A 15761-nucleotide genomic window follows, 5' to 3' on the forward strand; every position below is an offset into this window, starting at 1 on the left:
GGTCTTGGGGGATGAGGAACCAAGGCCACCCGGTCCCGATGTTCCTCAACCCCTGTCACCTCTGTCAGTGGCCAGCGGATCTTCCCGGCTGGTGGCCAGCATGGTGCGGGCTGGTGGCCACGACGACTCCAGGCGGATGTTTATCAGGTGACAGTGTGTGATGAGTTCCGGTCGCCGTCGGGGCTCTTGCGCCGGGGACCGTTCGGGCCGCGTCGGCCTCCGGTCCGGCGAGTTCCGGAGTCGGGCCGTTGGACCGGGGGTGGGCCAGGACCGTTACCGCCCCGGGCGGCAGTCGTTGTGGATCATGGCCGTCCGGCCGACATCCTGAGCGAAGGTGCGACTGTCCGATGCCGCCGAATACCAGCCCTCCGTCCCGCCTGCCCTCGGCCCAGCTGGAGGCCGGTGGCAGCACCGGGCCGCTGGCGGTGCACCCGAAGGTGTTCCGCGACGAACTGGCAGCCGCGGCAGGCTGGGTCGCCGACTACCTCGGGCAGATCAACGAGCATCCGGTGGCCCGACCCATCCCGCCGGCGCACCGGCAGGCCCTGGCAGCCGGGGCGCTGCCGCAGGAGGGCCAGGACCTCGGCGCCCTGCTGGAGTTCGTCGACCAGGCGATCGCCCCGTACCCGACCGGGAACGGCCATCCCGCCTTCTTCGCCTGGATCAACTCACCGCCGTCCCCGGCCGGGGTGATCGCGGAACTGCTGGCCGCCGCGGTCAACGCGACCTGCGGCATGGGCGAGCACGCCCTGATGGACCTCGAACGCGGAGTGGTGCGCGACCTGGCCTCGCTGGCGGGCATGGCACCGACCACCGGCGGAGTACTGACCAGCGGCGGCTCGATGGCCAACCTGCTCTGCCTGGGCGCCGCCCGCACCTGGTTCCTGCGCCAGAACGGCGCCACCGACGGCCCCGCCTACGACCAGGCTCACGCGCGCCTGACCGCCTACCACAGCGACCAGGCCCACATGTCGGTCGCGAAGGCCGCCGCCGTGATCGGCCTGCCGCCGTGGAGGCTGCGCGCGGTGCCCACCACAGCGGAGCGGCGCATGGACGTCGAGGCCCTGGAGGAGATGATCGACGCCGACCGCGTGAACGGACTGCTGCCGTTCTGCGTCGTGTCCAACCTGGGCAGCACCGCCAGCGGCGCCGTCGACCCGATCGAGGCGATCACCGGCGTGTGCCGCCGTCAGGGTCTGTGGCACCACGCCGACGGCGCGTGGGGCGGGCTCGGCGCCCTCGTCCCCGAACTGGCCCCCCTCTACCGGGGCGTCTCCGACCTCGACTCACTCACCGTCGACCCGCACAAGACCCTGTCCGTCCCAGTCGGCTGCGGCGCCGCCCTGGTCACCGACCCCTCCCGGCTGCGCGACGCGTTCACCTTCCGCGCCTCTTACCTCGACGGCGACCAGGACTGGCCCTGGATGTCCGACTACACGATCGAGCTCACCCGTCCCGGCACCCGCGCCCTCACCCTCTGGGCCACCCTTCGCCAGCTCGGCCGCTCCGGCGTGATCGCCCTCCTCCAGCACTACCAGGACCTCGCCCAGCACCTGCGCCAACGCGTCCAGGAGCACCCCGGACTGGAACTGTGTACCGACGGCCCACTGCCTGTGGTCTGCTTCCGCCTGACCGACAGCCCCGACACAGGACGTCGGGATGCGCGAGCGGACCTGCACACGGCGGTGGCCGCACGCGTCCAGGCCCGCGGCCACGCCTATCTCGCCACCGTCTGCCACGACGGCGAAACGGTCCTGCGCGCCTGCGTCTGCAACTACCTCACTACCACCGACGACGTGGACACCCTCCTCCAGGAAGTCCAGGCCGCCGTCGACCATCTCCGGACCACCGACTCCTCAGGCACCCCGTTCGAACGTCAGACTTAGTCACCCTGCGTCATGCAATTCGAGGAACCTCCTGGTGGCCACCGGCCTGGACTTTCCGATGGCCACCAACAACCTCGGCAATGTCTGCTGGAGCTTGAAGCAACGGCGGAAGCCTTCCGGTGTCGAGACTTGGACATCAGCTTCGGCGGGAACCACCCCCGCTCGACCAGGTGGGTCTGCAACCGGTTCGAGGTAGGGGGTGACGGCACGGTGACAACGTGCCAGGCCCACGAGTCACGCCCCAGGGCGTCCGTGTCGGCCGCTGGCTCAGGCTGCCGGACCGGCAGTCTGAGGCGGAGCGTCGTCGGCCGCGTGGTCCAGAACGAGGATCCAGTCGTCACCTCGGGTCTCGACGACGAGTCCCGCCGCGCGGAGGGCTGCGGCCATGGCCAGGCCGAAAGCGTGCCGGAGCCCGTGAAGGTCGCGTGGCGCTGGTCGACGACTCCGGCGCGGTCCGCGCCGTCGAAGGGTCTGGGTGATCTCTTCAGGCAGCCAGCCGACCATGACGCCGCGAGCATGCCTGATGAGGTGTACGCCTTCAGCACCGGTGGCGATCTTCTCGAATCCAGCCTCGGAAAGCACTTCGCGGACACGGGCCAGCAGCCCCTCGCCCTGATCGTTCATGGGGCGACTCTAGAGCCCGGTCACTCTGCCGAACCTGATGGTGGGGGTGTCGGTCAGGTGTGAAGGCGGCTGTTGGCACCGTCGTGGCCGTCGGCCTGCTCATCGTCGAACCAGTAGTCACCGGCAGCAAGGTAGCGGAAGGAGTGCCGGCTGTGCGCCGGCAAGGAGACGCGTGCCGCGCGGGTACCGTCGCCACGCGGTTCAAGCGGATGGGCGGCGGGATTCCAGTGGTTGAAGTCCCCGACCACGCTCACGGGCCCCTCCGGGGTGTTCTCCGGGAGGACGAAGGTGACTTGGGTACGGCCCTTGAGCTGCTTACGTTCCAGCATGAGGATCCAGTTTCGAAGGGGCGGGGAGCAGGGTCCGTGCATCCTCGCGCACTCGTGGGCCGGCTCCGGAGCATGCGCGCCGGAGCGGGTGTGCCGGTCACCCGGCCGGATCTCCCCAGGGCCGTACGGGACTCGGAAGTGAGTGGCTGGGCGCACGATCCTGGGCAAGCGTCCGCGGTAGCGCGGTGACGCCCTGCTTCTGCATGGCAGCGGTTGTGCCTGCTGGTCGCATCACGTCGCCCCCTGACCACACGAGCTCTCAGCGCCACGCGAGGACGCCTTCGTAACCACCTGATCGCCCGGCTGTCACGGCAGTTTCAGGAGGCGGTACTTACGCTGCTGGCAGCAGCGCCCGAGCGGGATCGGTGACCGGCGTGAGAGCGTGAGTCGGGAGGGGGTCAGTACAAGCCGGAGACTTTGAAGACCGTGTGGGCCGTCTCCCGGTCGATGCGCTGCGCCAGCTGTCGCAGAGCAGTCGCGCCGTGCACCAGGGTGCCGTGCCGGAGGGACGAGCGGGTGTCTGTGTCGAGGAGGCGCCACATCGCCGGGTTGCGGACCAGGACCGTCGGGTCGATCTCGACCTGACTCCCGTCTGTGTCCCGGAGGATCATCCGCTGTGCCACCCCGTCGAACCAGTGGACCGAGGCCAGTGCGTCGGTACGGACCGTGTTCGTCATCAAGAGTCCGCGAGCGCTCCAGAGACCGGGACGTACGGAGACCCGGGGCGGCAGCAAGATGACGAAGATGAGGCCGGCCAGGCCGGTCCAGAGGACTCCGCGCGTCACGTCGAGGCTTCCGAAACCGGCGTCCGCGGTGAACAGGGCCGTGAAGAGGAGGAACGCGACACCGATCGCCGAGCGCCTCTCACCGGCCCATTGGACGTCGTGTGCGCAGGGTCCAGGAAGTGCCGCCTCGGCGCCCTGTGCGCCGGCCGCCGCCTGAGTGAAACGTCGTCCCATGAGAGCGACGTTAGGGCTGGTAGCGGCCCTGGAGCCGGACCCTGACACAGCGCTGATGTGATGGCTACGCCATCTTGATGGGGTTCCCGCCGGGCAGGAACCCCATCGGCGTTCAACGGCCCGGTGGGCTGCTCGAAGGTGACGGCGGCGAGTAGTCGTACTGTGGCGGGCTCCAGGGCGCGGGGGCGGGCGCGGGCTTGAACGGTCCGGCCCGGTTGGCCATGAGGATCATCATCGTGCCGACGACGAGCAGCGTGATGATGATCAGGGCGAGCCCGACGGGGTTGCCGGGGTTGTAGTGGTAGCGGTTCGTTCCCCACTTGCTGCGCTTGAAGACCGGTTCGTCGTCGTACCGCACAGGCTGTGTCCTCCGTCGAAGATTCTCGGTGGTCCGCTCTGCCGGAGAAGGCTGGCGCATACGGTCATGAAGTGCAGCCCGCCGCCTTCTTGGCGGCCGGGAAGTACACCGTCATGAAGTCGGCCAGAGCCGCCCGGCGCTTCCTGGCGTCATCGCGCTCGGGGTGAAAACGCTCGACCTGGACGACGAACTTGTCAGCCTTGCCTTGGTGGGCGCACGCGGCTACCGCGACCACATTGATGTCGCTCACACGGGCGTCGTCGCCGACTTCGATCCTTGCCGCATCGGGGATCTGCCACTCTCTCCGCGCGCTCGGGTCCTGATCTGCCGGTATGACCTCCCCCTGCACACCGAGGACGCTCTCCTCGTCCACCTGCACGAAGCAGTGAGGAGCGTCGGGCCGGGAAAGGACCGTCGACTGTTCCAGCTTCTCGCCCGGGAGCAGCAAAGGTTCCAGGACAGCGGGATCGACCGGGACCCCGCAGACATCACTCGGTAGGGCGTACTCAGGAGTCTTCCGTCGACGCCGAGTACGGCGCCCTCGGTGTCATCGGCGACGACCGCAAGCTGGCGGCGTTTCTGCCCGTCGGCATCACCGACGACCTCCGTGCGCGGATCGGCGACCTGCCTTCCGGCCACGGCATCCTCGGCGAGCTGATCCGGCACCCCGAGCCCCTGCGGCTGTCCGAGCTGTCCGAGCACCCCGCCTCCTACGGGTTCCCGCCCCACCACCCGCCGATGCACTCCTTCCTCGGCGTCCCCATCCGCGTACGCGAGGACGTCTTCGGCAACCTCTACCTCACCGAGAAGCGAGGCGGCGTCGCCTTCGACGAGGAGGACGAGGCGGTCCTGTCCACCCTCGCCGTAGCCGCCGGCATCGCCATCGAGAACGCCCGCCTCTTCGAAGAGGTCCGCCTGCGCGAACGCTGGCTGGCCGCCGGCTCCGACATCACCAGCGCTCTGCTCTCCGGCGCCCCCCAGGACGAGGTCCTCGCAGGCATGCTGGAACGGGCCAAGGACATCACCGGCGCTGACATGGGTGTCTTCTACCTGCTCGGACCATCCGGAGAATTGCTCGACTCTTTGGCCCTGGGCGATGGCGCCGAGGCACACCGGGGCATCGTCCTGCCGAGCACTGCCGGTACTTTGGCCGAAGCCGCCGTGGCGAGGGGCGGGCTGATCACGGTCGCGGACGTGGCGACCGACCCGCACGTCACCGTTCAGCCTGAGCGGTGGACGGGGTTCGGCCCGGCCGTAGCAGTCACCGTCGGCACCAAGGAAAAAATCAGCGGAATCCTGGTCCTGGCCCGGCGCCACGGCCGCGCAGGGTTCGCCACCGCCGAAGTCGCTGCCCTACCCGGATTCGCAGGCCAGGCAGCCCTCGCCCTCGAACTGGCCGAGCGGCGCCGCGACGCCGAGCAGATGAGCCTGCTCGAAGACCACGACCGCATCGCCCGCGACCTCCACGACCTGGCCATCCAGCGCCTCTTCGCCACCGGCATGACCCTCCAAAGTGCCCAGCGCTTCGTCGACCACCCCCAGGCATCCGAACGCCTGGCCCGCGCCATCGACGACCTGGACGCCACTATCAAGATCATCCGTTCGACCATCTTCGGGCTGCGCGATCACGAGGCGCCCGGCGCGACCCCCAAGCTGCGCTCCCGCACGGTCCAGGCTGTCGACGAAGCCGCTGCGGTCCTCGGATTCGCCCCGGCCCTGCGCATGGAGGGGCTCATCGACACCGACGTACCGTCCGCGGTCGCCGACGAGGTCCTCGCCGTACTCGGCGAGGCCCTGACGAATGTCGTCCGCCATGCCGAGGCCACTCAGGCGGAGGTTTCGATCGTCGCGGCCGACGGCGTCCTCACCGTCACCGTGGCCGACAACGGCATCGGCCTGCGCGAAGGCGGCCGACGCAGCGGCCTGAGCAATCTCGCGGAACGCGCGGACAGGCTCGGCGGCAGCATGAAGGTCAGCTCACGGGTGGCCGACGAGTCGGGCACCCGCCTTGAGTGGTGGGTGCCGCTCGTCTCACCGCCTGTGTGACCGCCACCGCCGACCGAGGCCTGTGGCCCGAGGTCACAGGTACCGGCCGCTGCCGTAGTGCGCGTGCAGATCGAGCAGGCGGAACCGAGCGGCTTGCAGCCGATGGGCGAGGACCTGCCCGACCCAGTGGCCGAGCGTCGAGCCGAACCCGCAGTCGGCCTCCATCAGCGCGCGGGCGCGCAGGGCGTCGAACTCGTGTGCGCGGACCGGCATCATGGCTTCGGCACGCAGGCGCCAGGTAATACGGCTTGAACAGCCCGAGCAGCCGACCAGCTCGCCGCCCCCGAGAGTCTCGATGACGGCGGCGCGTTGCCCGGGCACGTGGACGACCAGGGTGACCGTGCCCGACCGGACGATTCAGAACCGGTCCGCATGGCCGCCGTCGCGGGAAAATGCGTCCTCTCGTCGAAGGCGACCTCGTGGGCCAACTCCAGCGGACGGGTACGGCAGTCGACCAGCAGCGCCGCATTCATGCGGATGGGAGAAGGTGCTCATGAAGGGCCTCCTGGTTCGGGTCCGCCTTCAGTCCGGGCCGGCCGCCATGCCCCTGGTATGGGTCCTGTGGGCCCCCGGAGGGGACCGAACGGCCCATGTCCGGGTCGGCAGAACCGTAGAGCCTGGGGGAGGAGACGGCTTGTTCCTGACCTGCTGAACGGAGGGCGCCCGCCATGGAGAACCATCCGGTCAACAGGGCCATGGCTGTGCCTGCCTCCGGAACGCCGGAGCGGCGAACGGAGGACCTCGCCGCTGATGAGGCGCTGGAGCTCTTCGGAACGGTCGGGCTGGGCCGCATCGTCTACACGAGAAATGCCCTGCCCGCCGTACGCCCCGTCAACCACCTCCTCGACGGGGGTGACATCGTCGTCCGCGTTCAGGACGATTCGACACTGGCGGCCCTGCTCTCGACGCAGGACGGTTCGGAGGTGGTCGTCGCCTGTGAAGCCGACGCCATCGATCCCCACACCCATCTGGGTTGGAGTGCCGTTGCCACCGGCTATGCCGGCGCCGTCACCGACCCGACCGAGTTGAACCGCAACGCCCGACTCCTGGAGCCCTGGGCCGAAGGGCCGGTATCAGGCGCGGTTCGGATCAGGCCCGGCGTGGTCACCGGCTTCCGGATCCGTGCGGACGACTCGAAAGGCTCGGCCTGAGCCATGGGGACTTGTGATCGACGACTCCGTGCGGGTTCACCCGGTTACGGGCGGCCTTCCGCTCTGGCTACGCCGAGAAGCAGATCCGCGGCCACCGTCGCCCCGTCGAGGCGGATGGTGTCGGCCACGGCTGCAGCTCGTGTCCGGGTCCGAGGTGACAGGGTCGTGGTGAGCGCCGCGGACAGGGAGTCGACGGTCGGCGTCGCGCCCTCGTGTGCCACGCCGATGCCCAGCTCGGCCACTCGGGTGGCCCACCAGGGCTGGTCGCCGATCATGGGGACCACAACCTGGGGCGTGCCGGACCGGGTGGCCGTCGTCGTCGTACCCGCGCCACCGTGGTGCACGACGGTGGCTACCCGGGCGAACAGTGCCTGCTGGTTGACCTCGCCGACGAGGAAGCAGTCGTCGACGTCGTCGATCGGGGCCAGCCCGGCCCAGCCGCGGGCGAGCAGGACCCGGCGGCCGTGTGCGCGGCTGGCCTCGATGGCCACTCGGGCAGCGTCCTTCGGCGCGTGCGGAGCCATGCTGCCGAAGCCCACGTAAACCGGTGGCGTACCGGTGTCCAGGAACGCCACCAGCTCGTCCGGGAGCGGACGTTCGTCGGGCAGGACCCACGCCCCGGTCTGGACGACGTCGATGTCGGTCCTGTCCAGCGGGGCGGGACACAGAGTCGCGTCCGCCGCCAGCCACGGCCGGTTGGTGTAGACGTAGTCGGACAAGTCGTCTACCGGGGGTAGGCCCTTCTCCGCCCTATGGCTGTTGAGCGCGGCGCCGTACAGGTCGCGCGCCTGCTTCCCCTGCTCCCACTTCGCCTTGTCCGTCTCCTTCTGCGGGGGCCGCGTGCCCGACCGTGTCTCCAAGTGGACGTCCTGCGGCGGCAGTCCGCGCGGGTGGTAACACGCGTACACGTAGGGGATGCCCAGTCGGTCGGCCGCTCCCCGCGCGCCGGCGGCTGCCATCATGCCGTTCGCGAGCAGGACGTCGCACCCCCTGCCGGCCGCGTCGAGCGTGTCGAAGGCCGCGGTGACCAGCTTGGAGGCGAGCCGGAGCGCGTCCTCCGACGTCGGTGGCTTCTCGCCGGCGACCACCGAGCGCACCGTTGGGCCGAGCGGCACCAACGGCACCCCGGCGCGAGCCAGCAGCGACACGAACTCCTCGTCCGGTGGCGCGCACACCACCGTCTCCGCGCCCAGCCGTCGCAGTGCCACCGCCAGTCCCACCAGCGGTTCGACATCTCCCCGGGATCCCCACGTCGTCAACAACGCGCGCATTTTCTGAATCTTCCCTCTTCGCATAAGAGTGAAGGAGTAGGAATGGGTTCTTTCGTCAATACCTGATCCGCTTCGACGGCATCTGTGGCACGACCCCGTTCGGGGTGGCGACCAGCTAGTGACTCGGGGATGTTTCGTCACCTGCACGCTTTTGGTCGTGGACCTGGGCGGCGATGACGGCTGCCTGGACCCGCCGTTCGACCCCCAGTTTGCCCAGCAGCCGGGAGATGTGGTTCTTGACGGTCTTCTCCGACAGGTAGAGCCGTTTGGCGATCTGGCGGTTGGTGAGGCCGTCGCCGATCAGTTCGAGGACGGCGCGCTCCCGCTCGGAGAGGGCGGTCAGGCGGGTGTCCTCGGGCACCTTGGTTGCATCGGGGTCGCGCAGTGAGTGCATCAGGCGGGCGGTCGTGGCCGGGTCGAGCATGGACTGTCCTGTAGCGACCGTACGAATGGCGGAGACCAGGTCGGACCCCTTGATCTGCTTCAGCACGTACCCGGCCGCCCCGGCCATGATCGCGTCCAACAGGGCGTCCTCGTCGTCGAACGACGTCAGCATCAGGCAGGCCAGGTTCGGCATACGGGAGCGCAGCTCCCGGCAGACCGAGATTCCGTCACCGTCGGGCAGTCGTACGTCGAGGACGGCGACGTCCGGGCGGAGCGCCGGCCCGCGGGCCAGGGCCTGCTCCGCCGTGCCCGCCTCGCCCACCACGGTGATGTCCCCCTCGGCGTCGAGGAGGTCCCGCAACCCGCCCCTTACCACCTCGTGATCGTCGAGGAGGAACACCTTGATGGGGGCCTCCGCGGAGGCGCCCGGTATGTCGGAACATGATCGCCGCCTGATCCGGATGACGCTGCGCACGCTTCCACCCGGATTGTCTCAGGGTAGAGTGCTATGCACCTGTTAAGCAGGTGAGACGGCCCCGTCGAACTCCATCCGGACGTCGACGACCCCCTCGACGCTGCGGATCGCCCGGGCCAGGAGCGGGACCAGAGCCCGGTCCCGCAGCGGTCCCCGGAGGGCGACGACTCCGTCCTGCACGGAGAAGTCCAAGCGCGCGCCCGGTGCGAGCTCGGCCAACACGGCCTGGCGGATTTCCTCCTCCAGCTCCTCGTCGGGACGCAGGAACACCTTCAGGAGGTCGCTGCGACTGACGACGCCCTCCAGCATGCCGACCTCGTTCACCACCGGAAGGCGCTTGACGCCCTTGCGGGCCATGATGCGGGCAGCCTCCGCAGCAGTGGCGTCGGCGTGGACGGTGACCGCGGGGCTCGACATCAGGTCCTCGGCGAGCACGGCGCCGGCTTTGGAGGCTTCGTCGAGCTGGTCCGGCAGGACGGGCTCCTCGCGGCGGAAAGATACCGACACCCTGCCCCTGCTGTGGTGCGGCCGCGAGAGGAGGACCGGCCCTCGAGGAGGGACCGTTGGCCCTTCTGCGCCCCTGCCCGGCACGAGCAAGGTGAATCCCGGTGGCGCCGGTCTTCCCCCGGTCGGCGCCGCCCATCCCCGCCGGCCGACCCCGATGCCTCTCGCATCAGTACGGAGGACAGACCTGTGAAGCGCACCCTCGTTGTCGGAGTGGACGGATCCCCGGAAAGCCGGGCCGCCGCGGACTGGGCCGCGCGGGAAGCCGTACGGCGTGACCTGCCCCTGCACGTGGTCCACGCCTGGCTGTGGCAGCCGCTCGCCGTCCCGATCGTCCAGGACCGCGACACCGAATCCCGCCGGGCCGACGACATCCTGAAGGAGGTCGAGCAGGAGCTCACCCACCGGTACCCGTCGCTCGCGCTCACCGCAGAAGTCCTGTGCGACACGGCCGTGCCGGCCCTGCTGCGCACCGCCAAGGAAGCCGAGATGCTGATTCTCGGCACCCGCGGGCACGGAGCCCTGCTCGGCTTCCTGCTCGGCTCCTACGGTCAGCAGGTGATCGCTGCCGCCGAGTGCCCCGTCGTCTCCGTCCGCTCCGCCCACGGCAGGCCTCTGGCCGTGCCGGAGGAGGGCGAGGTCGTCGTGGGACAGCAGGGTGGAGTGGAGGAATCCGCCGAGGTACTGCGCGTTGCGTTCGAGGCGGCCGCGGCGCGCAAGGTCCCGCTCCGCGCCGTCCGGGCCTGGAACCTGCCCCCGGTGTACGGATACAGCCCCGGCTCGATGTGGATCGCCGAGCAGTTCGGCGGGCTGGAGCCGTTCGAGAAGGCCGCGCTGGACCAGGCGCTGGAGCCGTGGCGGCTGAGGTTTCCCGAGGTGGAGGTCGTCGCGCACGTGGAGCGGGGCAGCGCCGGCCACGTGCTGCTGTCGGAGGCTTCGGACGCCCAGCTGGTCGTCGTCGGCCGCCGGGTCCGCGAGTCGGCGGTGGGTACACACATCGGTTCGGTGGCCCATGCCGTCCTCCACCACGCGGCCTGCCCCGTCGCCGTCGTCCCGCACCACTGACGCCGAATCGACGGTTGAAGCCGGGCTCGCCGTCGTGCGGCGTGCCCGGCCCTTCCCGTGGGCGGTTCCTACTCCGCGGCCGGGATCGGGTGCCGGCCGGGTGGGGTCAGCGTGTGGCTGGCGATCACCGCGGCCTGGACGCGCCGCTCCACGCCCAGCTTGACGAAGAGCCGCGAGATGATGTTCTTGACGGTCTTCTCCGCGATGTACAGTCGCTTGCCGGTCTCCCGGTCGGTAAGACCCTCACTGACCATGAGGAGGATCTCCTTCTCCCGGTCCGTGAAGCCGGGAAGCCCCGGGGCCCGCTCCTCCCGGGGCACGTCGCCGCGCATGCGGGCCATCAGCCGCGTGGTGGCGCCGGGGTCGAGCATCGACTGGCCGGAGGCCACCGTCCGTACCGCGGTCACCAGGTCGGTACCGGTGATCTGCTTCAGGACGTAGCCGGAAGCCCCTGCCATCACGGCGTCCAGCAGTGCCTCCTCGTCGTCGAACGACGTGAGCATCAGGCAGGCCAGCCCGAGCATCCGCGAGCGCAACTCCCGGCACACGCTGACTCCGTCGCCTTCCTGGAGCCGTACGTCCAGGATCGCGACCCGGGGGCGCAGTGCGGGGATGCGGATCAGCGCCTGTTTTGCTGTGCCCGCTTCACCGACCACGGTCAGGTCGGACTCGGCGTCCAACAGGTCGTGCACCCCTCTGCGCACGACCTCGTGGTCGTCGAGCAGGAAGATGCTGATGGGAACGGTCGCGCCGCTCGCGCTCGTCGCGTGGGAGTGGGCACCGCTGCCGGTCATGACGCAACTCCTTCGCCTGGTTCGTCCTGAACGCACGAACACCGGCAACCTGCCTTCCGTACGGGCGGAACGGACAGTGCCGATCGGCACTCATCGGCCTGCCGCTGCGCGCGGCAGGGCCGGTGTGGGCAGAGGAGGAGGGACCTTCGGCCCTGTCCGAGGGCCTGCCGGGCCTTCCCGAGTGCACTCAGCACCCGATGAACTGCGGGTGCACGGGGAACGGCGCGACTCGACGGAGCCGCACGCAGCGCGGAGGACACCATGACGACCGCCTTGATCGACTTGCGGACCGTGGCACGCGAGGACCGCGGTCTGAGGATGGCCCTGGCCGGAGAGCTCGACTTCCATACGGCGGGACGAGTGGAACCACGCCTCGCCGAGCTCGCCGGATTCGGCCACCGCAACATGGTCCTGGACTTGTCCGGGATCTCCTTCTGCGACAGCTCAGGCATCGAACTCTTCCTCCGGCTCCACCAGCGCTGCCGTAGCGCGGGCACGCAGCTCCTGCTCTGCGGCGTACCACCCCTGCTGGTCAAGTCCATGCAGGTGCTCGGTGTCGACCGCAGCCTGCCGCTCGCCGTGACGTGATCGAGCGGGTGTCCGAATCTCACCCCTGGACGGGGACCGTTCGGCCCTGGTTCTCCCGTGGATCGGGGTGAAGGCTGGGACGCGGAAGCCGCAAGGGCCCATCGGGGCCGGACGAAGGTAAGCAGCATGGATCACGAAGGCAACCCGCTACGGGCCCGAGAGGTCGGTGACACGACAGCCCGCCGCTACATGCGGGAGCTGGACAGGGCCGAGGCCCTGCGGCTGCTCTCGACGGTGTCCCTGGGGCGCATCGTCTTCACACAGCACGCGCTGCCCGCCGTCCGCCCCGTGAACCATCTCGTCGAGAACGAGGCCATCATCGTCCGGATCCATGAGGACGGAGCATTGGCCTCCCTGGCGGCACCCGCCGATGCTCCCGGTGTGGTGGTCGCTTACGAAGCGGACGTCATCGATCCCGTCACGCACCTCGGCTGGAGCGTCGTCGTCACTGGTTACGCGAGGGTGGTGGCAGATGCCGACGAGATGGACCGGTACGCGCACTTGCTTCGTCCATGGGTGGCGCACCGGATGACCAGCGCCCTGCGGATCCGGCCGGATCTTGTCACCGGGTTCCTGCTGGAGGCGGACCCGACGCTGCCCGTGCCTGTGACCCGGGGCTGACGCCGTGCCCCGGTCCTCAGCCCCCGGTGGGGAGGGGCGCCCGCCAGACGAGCCTTGTACCCCCGTCATCCGGAGTCTCGTGACTGAAGGAGCCGCCCAGGCTCCGCGCCCGCTCGTCGAGGTTGAGCAGGCCGCTTCTGCGGCCTTGAGCCGGAATGCCCGTCCCGTTGTCCGAGACGGTCAGTACGATCTCGCCCTGGCCGGCCTTGAGGGTCACTCCGACCCGGGTCGCCTGTGCGTGGCGGGCGGCGTTGCTGAGCAGCTCGCCCAGCACAGCCATGACGTGGTCGGCGATCTGTGGAGGTACGTCGGTGTCGAGCAGGCCCTCCATGCTCAGGCGCGGCGGATGGCCGAGGGTGGTGGCCGCGTCGCCGACGGCGCGAGCGGCGCGCGCCCGCAGACCAGGGCCGCCCTCGCGGTCCTTGGTACGCAGCCCGAAGATCGTCGACCGGATGATCTTGATCGTTTCGTCCAGGTCGTCGACCGCCCGGCCGACCCTTTCGGCGGCCCCATCGTGCTCGACGAGCCGGGCGGCGCTCTGCAAGGTCATGCCGGTGGCGAAGAGACGCTGGATCGCCAGGTCGTGCAGGTCACGGGCGATTCGGTCGCGCTCCTCCAGCAGTGCTATCTGCTCGGCGTCCCGGCGCCGCTCCGCCAGCTCCAAGGCGAGTGCGGCCTGACCGGCGAAGGCGACGAGCGGCTCCAGCTCGCCCTCGCCGAACGCCGGCTCTCCCGCCGGGCGCGCGAGCAGCAGGACACCTCTGCTTTCGCCGCCCGCGGTGCCCAAAGGGACGGCCACGGCGGGCCCCAACCCTTCCTGAACCTGGGACTCAGCGGGATAGCGCTCGTCGGCCCAGGCCTGCACCGCTGTGACGGGTTTGCCGGCCAGGTGGGCCGCTCCTGCGAGCGTGCCCGCGAAGGGGACGACGAGACCTTGCCGCTCGGCTCCGTCCGCGTCGGCCGCGAACTCCACGACCAGGCCGTCGATACCGCTCACGGGCATGGCGATGTCCGCGAGGCGTGCAGCGGTGATCTCTTGTGCGCGGCGGGCGATGAGCTCCAGCACCGCCGGTCGGGAGCTGCCGGACAGCAGGCTCTCGGTGATCTCCGCATTGGCCCTGAGCCACCGCTGCTGGCGCTGAGAGCCTTCGTAGAGCCGCGCGTTGTCGATCGCGACACCCGCCGCCACCGAGAGGGTGGAGATGACCGTCTCGTCCTCGGTGTCGAAGTCGATCCCGCCGCGCTTGTCGGTCAGGTAGAGGTTGCCGAAGACCTCGTCGCGGACCCGGATCGGCACACCGAGGAAGGTGCGCATGGGCGGGTGGTGGGCCGGAAAGCCGTAGGAAGAGGAGTGCGCGCCGAGATCGGTCAGGCGCAGTGGCTCCGGGTGGTGGATAACCTCCCCGAGCAGGCCGTGGCCCGCCGGCAAGGGACCGATCTCGGCGATCTCCTCATCCGTGAGCCCCACAGTCAGGAACTGCGAAAGCGTGCGGCCGTCGGGGCCGATCACTCCCAGAGCGCCGTACTCGGCGTCGACGAGCAGCGCGGCCGCCTCCACGATCCGCCGGAGCACCTGGGCGAGATCAAGCTCCCGCCCCACCGAAACCACGGCCTCCAGGAGGCTGTGCACCCGGTCCCGGGTGCCGCGCACCTCGTCGATGCGCGCTTGGAGCTCGTCCAGCAGCTCGTCCAGCCGCATCCGCGGTACCTGCGTCAACGGATCCCTCACACCCACGTGCTTCCCCTCCGACGGCTCGCTCGGTTGCCCGATCCACGGTCAGCGTATCGACACGCCCGGACCCGATGGGCATCGTTGCGCGCGGATGCCAGCCGAGACTGACGTGACCGAAGCGCCGGACGACGACGGGGAGGAGACACCATGGGCCTGAAGAAGGCGGTCTACGAGGACGAGCTGCTGCGGCTCCAGACGGAGCTGATCAAACTCCAGGAGTGGGTGCGCGCGAAGGGTGCCCGGCTCGTGGTCGTCTTCGAGGGCCGCGACGCCGCGGGCAAGGGAGGCACGATCAAGCGTGTCGCGGAACACCTCAACCCCCGCCTCGCACGCATCGCGGCCCTCCCCACGCCGACGGAGCGGGAGCGCAGCCAGTGGTACTTCCAGCGCTACGTCGAGCACCTGCCCGCCGCCGGCGAGATCGTCCTGTTCGACCGCAGCTGGTACAACCGCGCCGGAGTCGAGCACGTCATGGGCTTCTGCACACCGGCGGAACACCGGCTCTTCCTACGCCAGTGCCCGGTCTTCGAGCACATGCTCGTGGAAGACGGGATCCTGCTCCGCAAATACTGGTTCTCCGTCAGCGACGCAGTGCAGGAGGAGCGGTTCCGCGCCCGGGCGAAGGACCCGCTGCGGCGCTGGAAGCTCTCCCCGATGGACCTGGAGTCCCTCACGCGCTGGGAGGCGTACTCGCGGGCCAAGGACGAGATGCTCGTCCACACCGACACGGCGGACGCCCCCTGGTACGTGGTCGAGAGCGACGACAAGCGCAGCGCGAGACTCAACATGATCGCCCACCTGCTGTCCTCGCTTCCCTACGCGGACGTGGCCCTGCCGTCGCTCACCCTGCCGCCCCGTCCTCCTTCCACGGGATACCAGCGGCCTCCCAAGGACCTCCAGAACGCCGTCCCCGACCATGCGTCCACCCTCGGGAACGACTGAAGCGCGGCAGATTCCGACGCGGAGTCGCCAAG

The 15761-nt window shown here is 69.7% G+C and carries 16 protein-coding genes and 2 pseudogenes; 7 read left to right on the forward strand and 11 right to left on the reverse strand.

Features of this window, described 5'->3' with window-relative positions:
* The first annotated feature begins 347 nt into the window (after positions 1–347).
* A complete protein-coding gene (locus ACPU2J_RS30005; RefSeq protein ID WP_423834423.1) occupies positions 348–1886 on the forward strand; it encodes a pyridoxal phosphate-dependent decarboxylase family protein in 1539 nt (512 codons plus the stop codon).
* A gap of 267 nt (positions 1887–2153) precedes the next feature.
* Here the strand turns inward: ACPU2J_RS30005 and ACPU2J_RS30010 are convergent, their stop codons facing one another.
* From ACPU2J_RS30010 to ACPU2J_RS30030, 5 genes are all read right to left on the reverse strand, one after another.
* Positions 2154–2510 (reverse strand): hypothetical protein, encoded by a 357-nt coding sequence (locus ACPU2J_RS30010; protein WP_420078795.1) that lies wholly within the window; start codon positions 2508–2510, stop codon positions 2154–2156.
* 53 nt (positions 2511–2563) lie between these two features.
* Positions 2564–2839 (reverse strand): isoamylase early set domain-containing protein, encoded by a 276-nt coding sequence (locus ACPU2J_RS30015; protein WP_389811189.1) that lies wholly within the window; start codon positions 2837–2839, stop codon positions 2564–2566.
* 398 nt (positions 2840–3237) lie between these two features.
* Positions 3238–3798 carry a hypothetical protein gene (locus ACPU2J_RS30020; RefSeq protein ID WP_423834424.1) on the reverse strand — a complete coding sequence of 187 codons (561 nt, stop codon included), beginning with the start codon at positions 3796–3798 and terminating at the stop codon, positions 3238–3240.
* A 112-nt stretch (positions 3799–3910) separates the two neighbouring features.
* Positions 3911–4156, reverse strand: a complete 246-nt coding sequence (locus tag ACPU2J_RS30025; protein WP_389811194.1) for a hypothetical protein — start codon at positions 4154–4156, stop codon at positions 3911–3913.
* A gap of 64 nt (positions 4157–4220) precedes the next feature.
* Positions 4221–4604 (reverse strand): hypothetical protein, encoded by a 384-nt coding sequence (locus ACPU2J_RS30030; protein WP_390167710.1) that lies wholly within the window; start codon positions 4602–4604, stop codon positions 4221–4223.
* A gap of 71 nt (positions 4605–4675) precedes the next feature.
* Between ACPU2J_RS30030 and ACPU2J_RS30035 the strand changes: the two are divergent.
* A pseudogene (locus ACPU2J_RS30035) lies at positions 4676–6202 on the forward strand (GAF domain-containing protein); the annotation flags it as partial.
* A gap of 33 nt (positions 6203–6235) precedes the next feature.
* Here ACPU2J_RS30035 and ACPU2J_RS30040 read toward each other — a convergent pair.
* Positions 6236–6523, reverse strand: a complete 288-nt coding sequence (locus tag ACPU2J_RS30040; protein WP_423834425.1) for a hypothetical protein — start codon at positions 6521–6523, stop codon at positions 6236–6238.
* Positions 6524–6870: 347 nt separating this feature from the next.
* Here ACPU2J_RS30040 and ACPU2J_RS30045 point away from each other — a divergent pair, with 347 nt between their 5' ends.
* Positions 6871–7353, forward strand: a complete 483-nt coding sequence (locus ACPU2J_RS30045; protein ID WP_420078791.1) for a pyridoxamine 5'-phosphate oxidase family protein — start codon at positions 6871–6873, stop codon at positions 7351–7353.
* Positions 7354–7397: 44 nt separating this feature from the next.
* On the opposite strand, the gene ACPU2J_RS30050 is transcribed toward ACPU2J_RS30045, so the two are convergent.
* From ACPU2J_RS30050 to ACPU2J_RS30060, 3 genes and pseudogenes are all read right to left on the reverse strand, one after another.
* Positions 7398–8624, reverse strand: a complete 1227-nt coding sequence (locus ACPU2J_RS30050; RefSeq protein ID WP_423834426.1) for a glycosyltransferase — start codon at positions 8622–8624, stop codon at positions 7398–7400.
* 115 nt (positions 8625–8739) lie between these two features.
* The gene (locus tag ACPU2J_RS30055; RefSeq protein WP_420082301.1) at positions 8740–9441 is read right to left on the reverse strand and encodes a response regulator; all 702 of its coding nucleotides are present in this window, start codon (positions 9439–9441) and stop codon (positions 8740–8742) included.
* Between the two features lie 84 nt (positions 9442–9525).
* Positions 9526–9945 (reverse strand): annotated as a pseudogene (locus ACPU2J_RS30060) (CBS domain-containing protein); the annotation flags it as partial.
* A 231-nt stretch (positions 9946–10176) separates the two neighbouring features.
* Between ACPU2J_RS30060 and ACPU2J_RS30065 the strand changes: the two are divergent.
* Positions 10177–11052: a universal stress protein gene (locus tag ACPU2J_RS30065; RefSeq protein ID WP_420078789.1), complete on the forward strand. Its 876-nt coding sequence runs from the start codon at positions 10177–10179 to the stop codon at positions 11050–11052.
* A gap of 68 nt (positions 11053–11120) precedes the next feature.
* Here ACPU2J_RS30065 and ACPU2J_RS30070 read toward each other — a convergent pair whose 3' ends face one another.
* Positions 11121–11846 carry a response regulator gene (locus ACPU2J_RS30070; RefSeq protein WP_423834427.1) on the reverse strand — a complete coding sequence of 242 codons (726 nt, stop codon included), beginning with the start codon at positions 11844–11846 and terminating at the stop codon, positions 11121–11123.
* Between the two features lie 261 nt (positions 11847–12107).
* Here ACPU2J_RS30070 and ACPU2J_RS30075 point away from each other — a divergent pair, with 261 nt between their 5' ends.
* Together ACPU2J_RS30075 and ACPU2J_RS30080 are read left to right on the forward strand one after the other, a co-directional pair.
* Positions 12108–12434: an STAS domain-containing protein gene (locus ACPU2J_RS30075; RefSeq protein WP_420078787.1), complete on the forward strand. Its 327-nt coding sequence runs from the start codon at positions 12108–12110 to the stop codon at positions 12432–12434.
* A 126-nt stretch (positions 12435–12560) separates the two neighbouring features.
* Positions 12561–13055, forward strand: a complete 495-nt coding sequence (locus ACPU2J_RS30080) for a pyridoxamine 5'-phosphate oxidase family protein (RefSeq protein ID WP_423834428.1) — start codon at positions 12561–12563, stop codon at positions 13053–13055.
* Positions 13056–13071: 16 nt separating this feature from the next.
* Here ACPU2J_RS30080 and ACPU2J_RS30085 read toward each other — a convergent pair whose 3' ends face one another.
* The gene (locus ACPU2J_RS30085) at positions 13072–14754 is read right to left on the reverse strand and encodes a GAF domain-containing protein (protein ID WP_423834429.1); all 1683 of its coding nucleotides are present in this window, start codon (positions 14752–14754) and stop codon (positions 13072–13074) included.
* 180 nt (positions 14755–14934) lie between these two features.
* On the opposite strand from ACPU2J_RS30085, the gene ppk2 reads away from it, so the two are divergent.
* Positions 14935–15729, forward strand: a complete 795-nt coding sequence (ppk2, locus tag ACPU2J_RS30090) for a polyphosphate kinase 2 (RefSeq protein ID WP_423834430.1) — start codon at positions 14935–14937, stop codon at positions 15727–15729.
* The last annotated feature ends 32 nt before the right edge of the window (positions 15730–15761 follow it).

It is taken from the genome of Streptomyces manipurensis (assembly GCF_049570255.1).
GTDB lineage: Bacteria > Actinomycetota > Actinomycetes > Streptomycetales > Streptomycetaceae > Streptomyces > Streptomyces manipurensis.

Excerpts from the sequence above, each read along its gene's own strand:
- ACPU2J_RS30080 (WP_423834428.1), top strand. The coding sequence starts at position 12,561 with ATGGATCACGAAGGCAACCCGCTACGGGCCCGAGAGGTCGGTGACACG.
- ACPU2J_RS30020 (WP_423834424.1), bottom strand. The coding sequence starts at position 3,798 with ATGGGACGACGTTTCACTCAGGCGGCGGCCGGCGCACAGGGCGCCGAG.
- ppk2 (WP_423834430.1), top strand. The coding sequence starts at position 14,935 with ATGGGCCTGAAGAAGGCGGTCTACGAGGACGAGCTGCTGCGGCTCCAG.
- ACPU2J_RS30070 (WP_423834427.1), bottom strand. The coding sequence starts at position 11,846 with ATGACCGGCAGCGGTGCCCACTCCCACGCGACGAGCGCGAGCGGCGCG.
- ACPU2J_RS30045 (WP_420078791.1), top strand. The coding sequence starts at position 6,871 with ATGGAGAACCATCCGGTCAACAGGGCCATGGCTGTGCCTGCCTCCGGA.
- ACPU2J_RS30075 (WP_420078787.1), top strand. The coding sequence starts at position 12,108 with ATGACGACCGCCTTGATCGACTTGCGGACCGTGGCACGCGAGGACCGC.
- ACPU2J_RS30015 (WP_389811189.1), bottom strand. The coding sequence starts at position 2,839 with ATGCTGGAACGTAAGCAGCTCAAGGGCCGTACCCAAGTCACCTTCGTC.
- ACPU2J_RS30005 (WP_423834423.1), top strand. The coding sequence starts at position 348 with ATGCCGCCGAATACCAGCCCTCCGTCCCGCCTGCCCTCGGCCCAGCTG.
- ACPU2J_RS30050 (WP_423834426.1), bottom strand. The coding sequence starts at position 8,624 with ATGCGCGCGTTGTTGACGACGTGGGGATCCCGGGGAGATGTCGAACCG.
- ACPU2J_RS30085 (WP_423834429.1), bottom strand. The coding sequence starts at position 14,754 with ATGCGGCTGGACGAGCTGCTGGACGAGCTCCAAGCGCGCATCGACGAG.
- ACPU2J_RS30010 (WP_420078795.1), bottom strand. The coding sequence starts at position 2,510 with ATGAACGATCAGGGCGAGGGGCTGCTGGCCCGTGTCCGCGAAGTGCTT.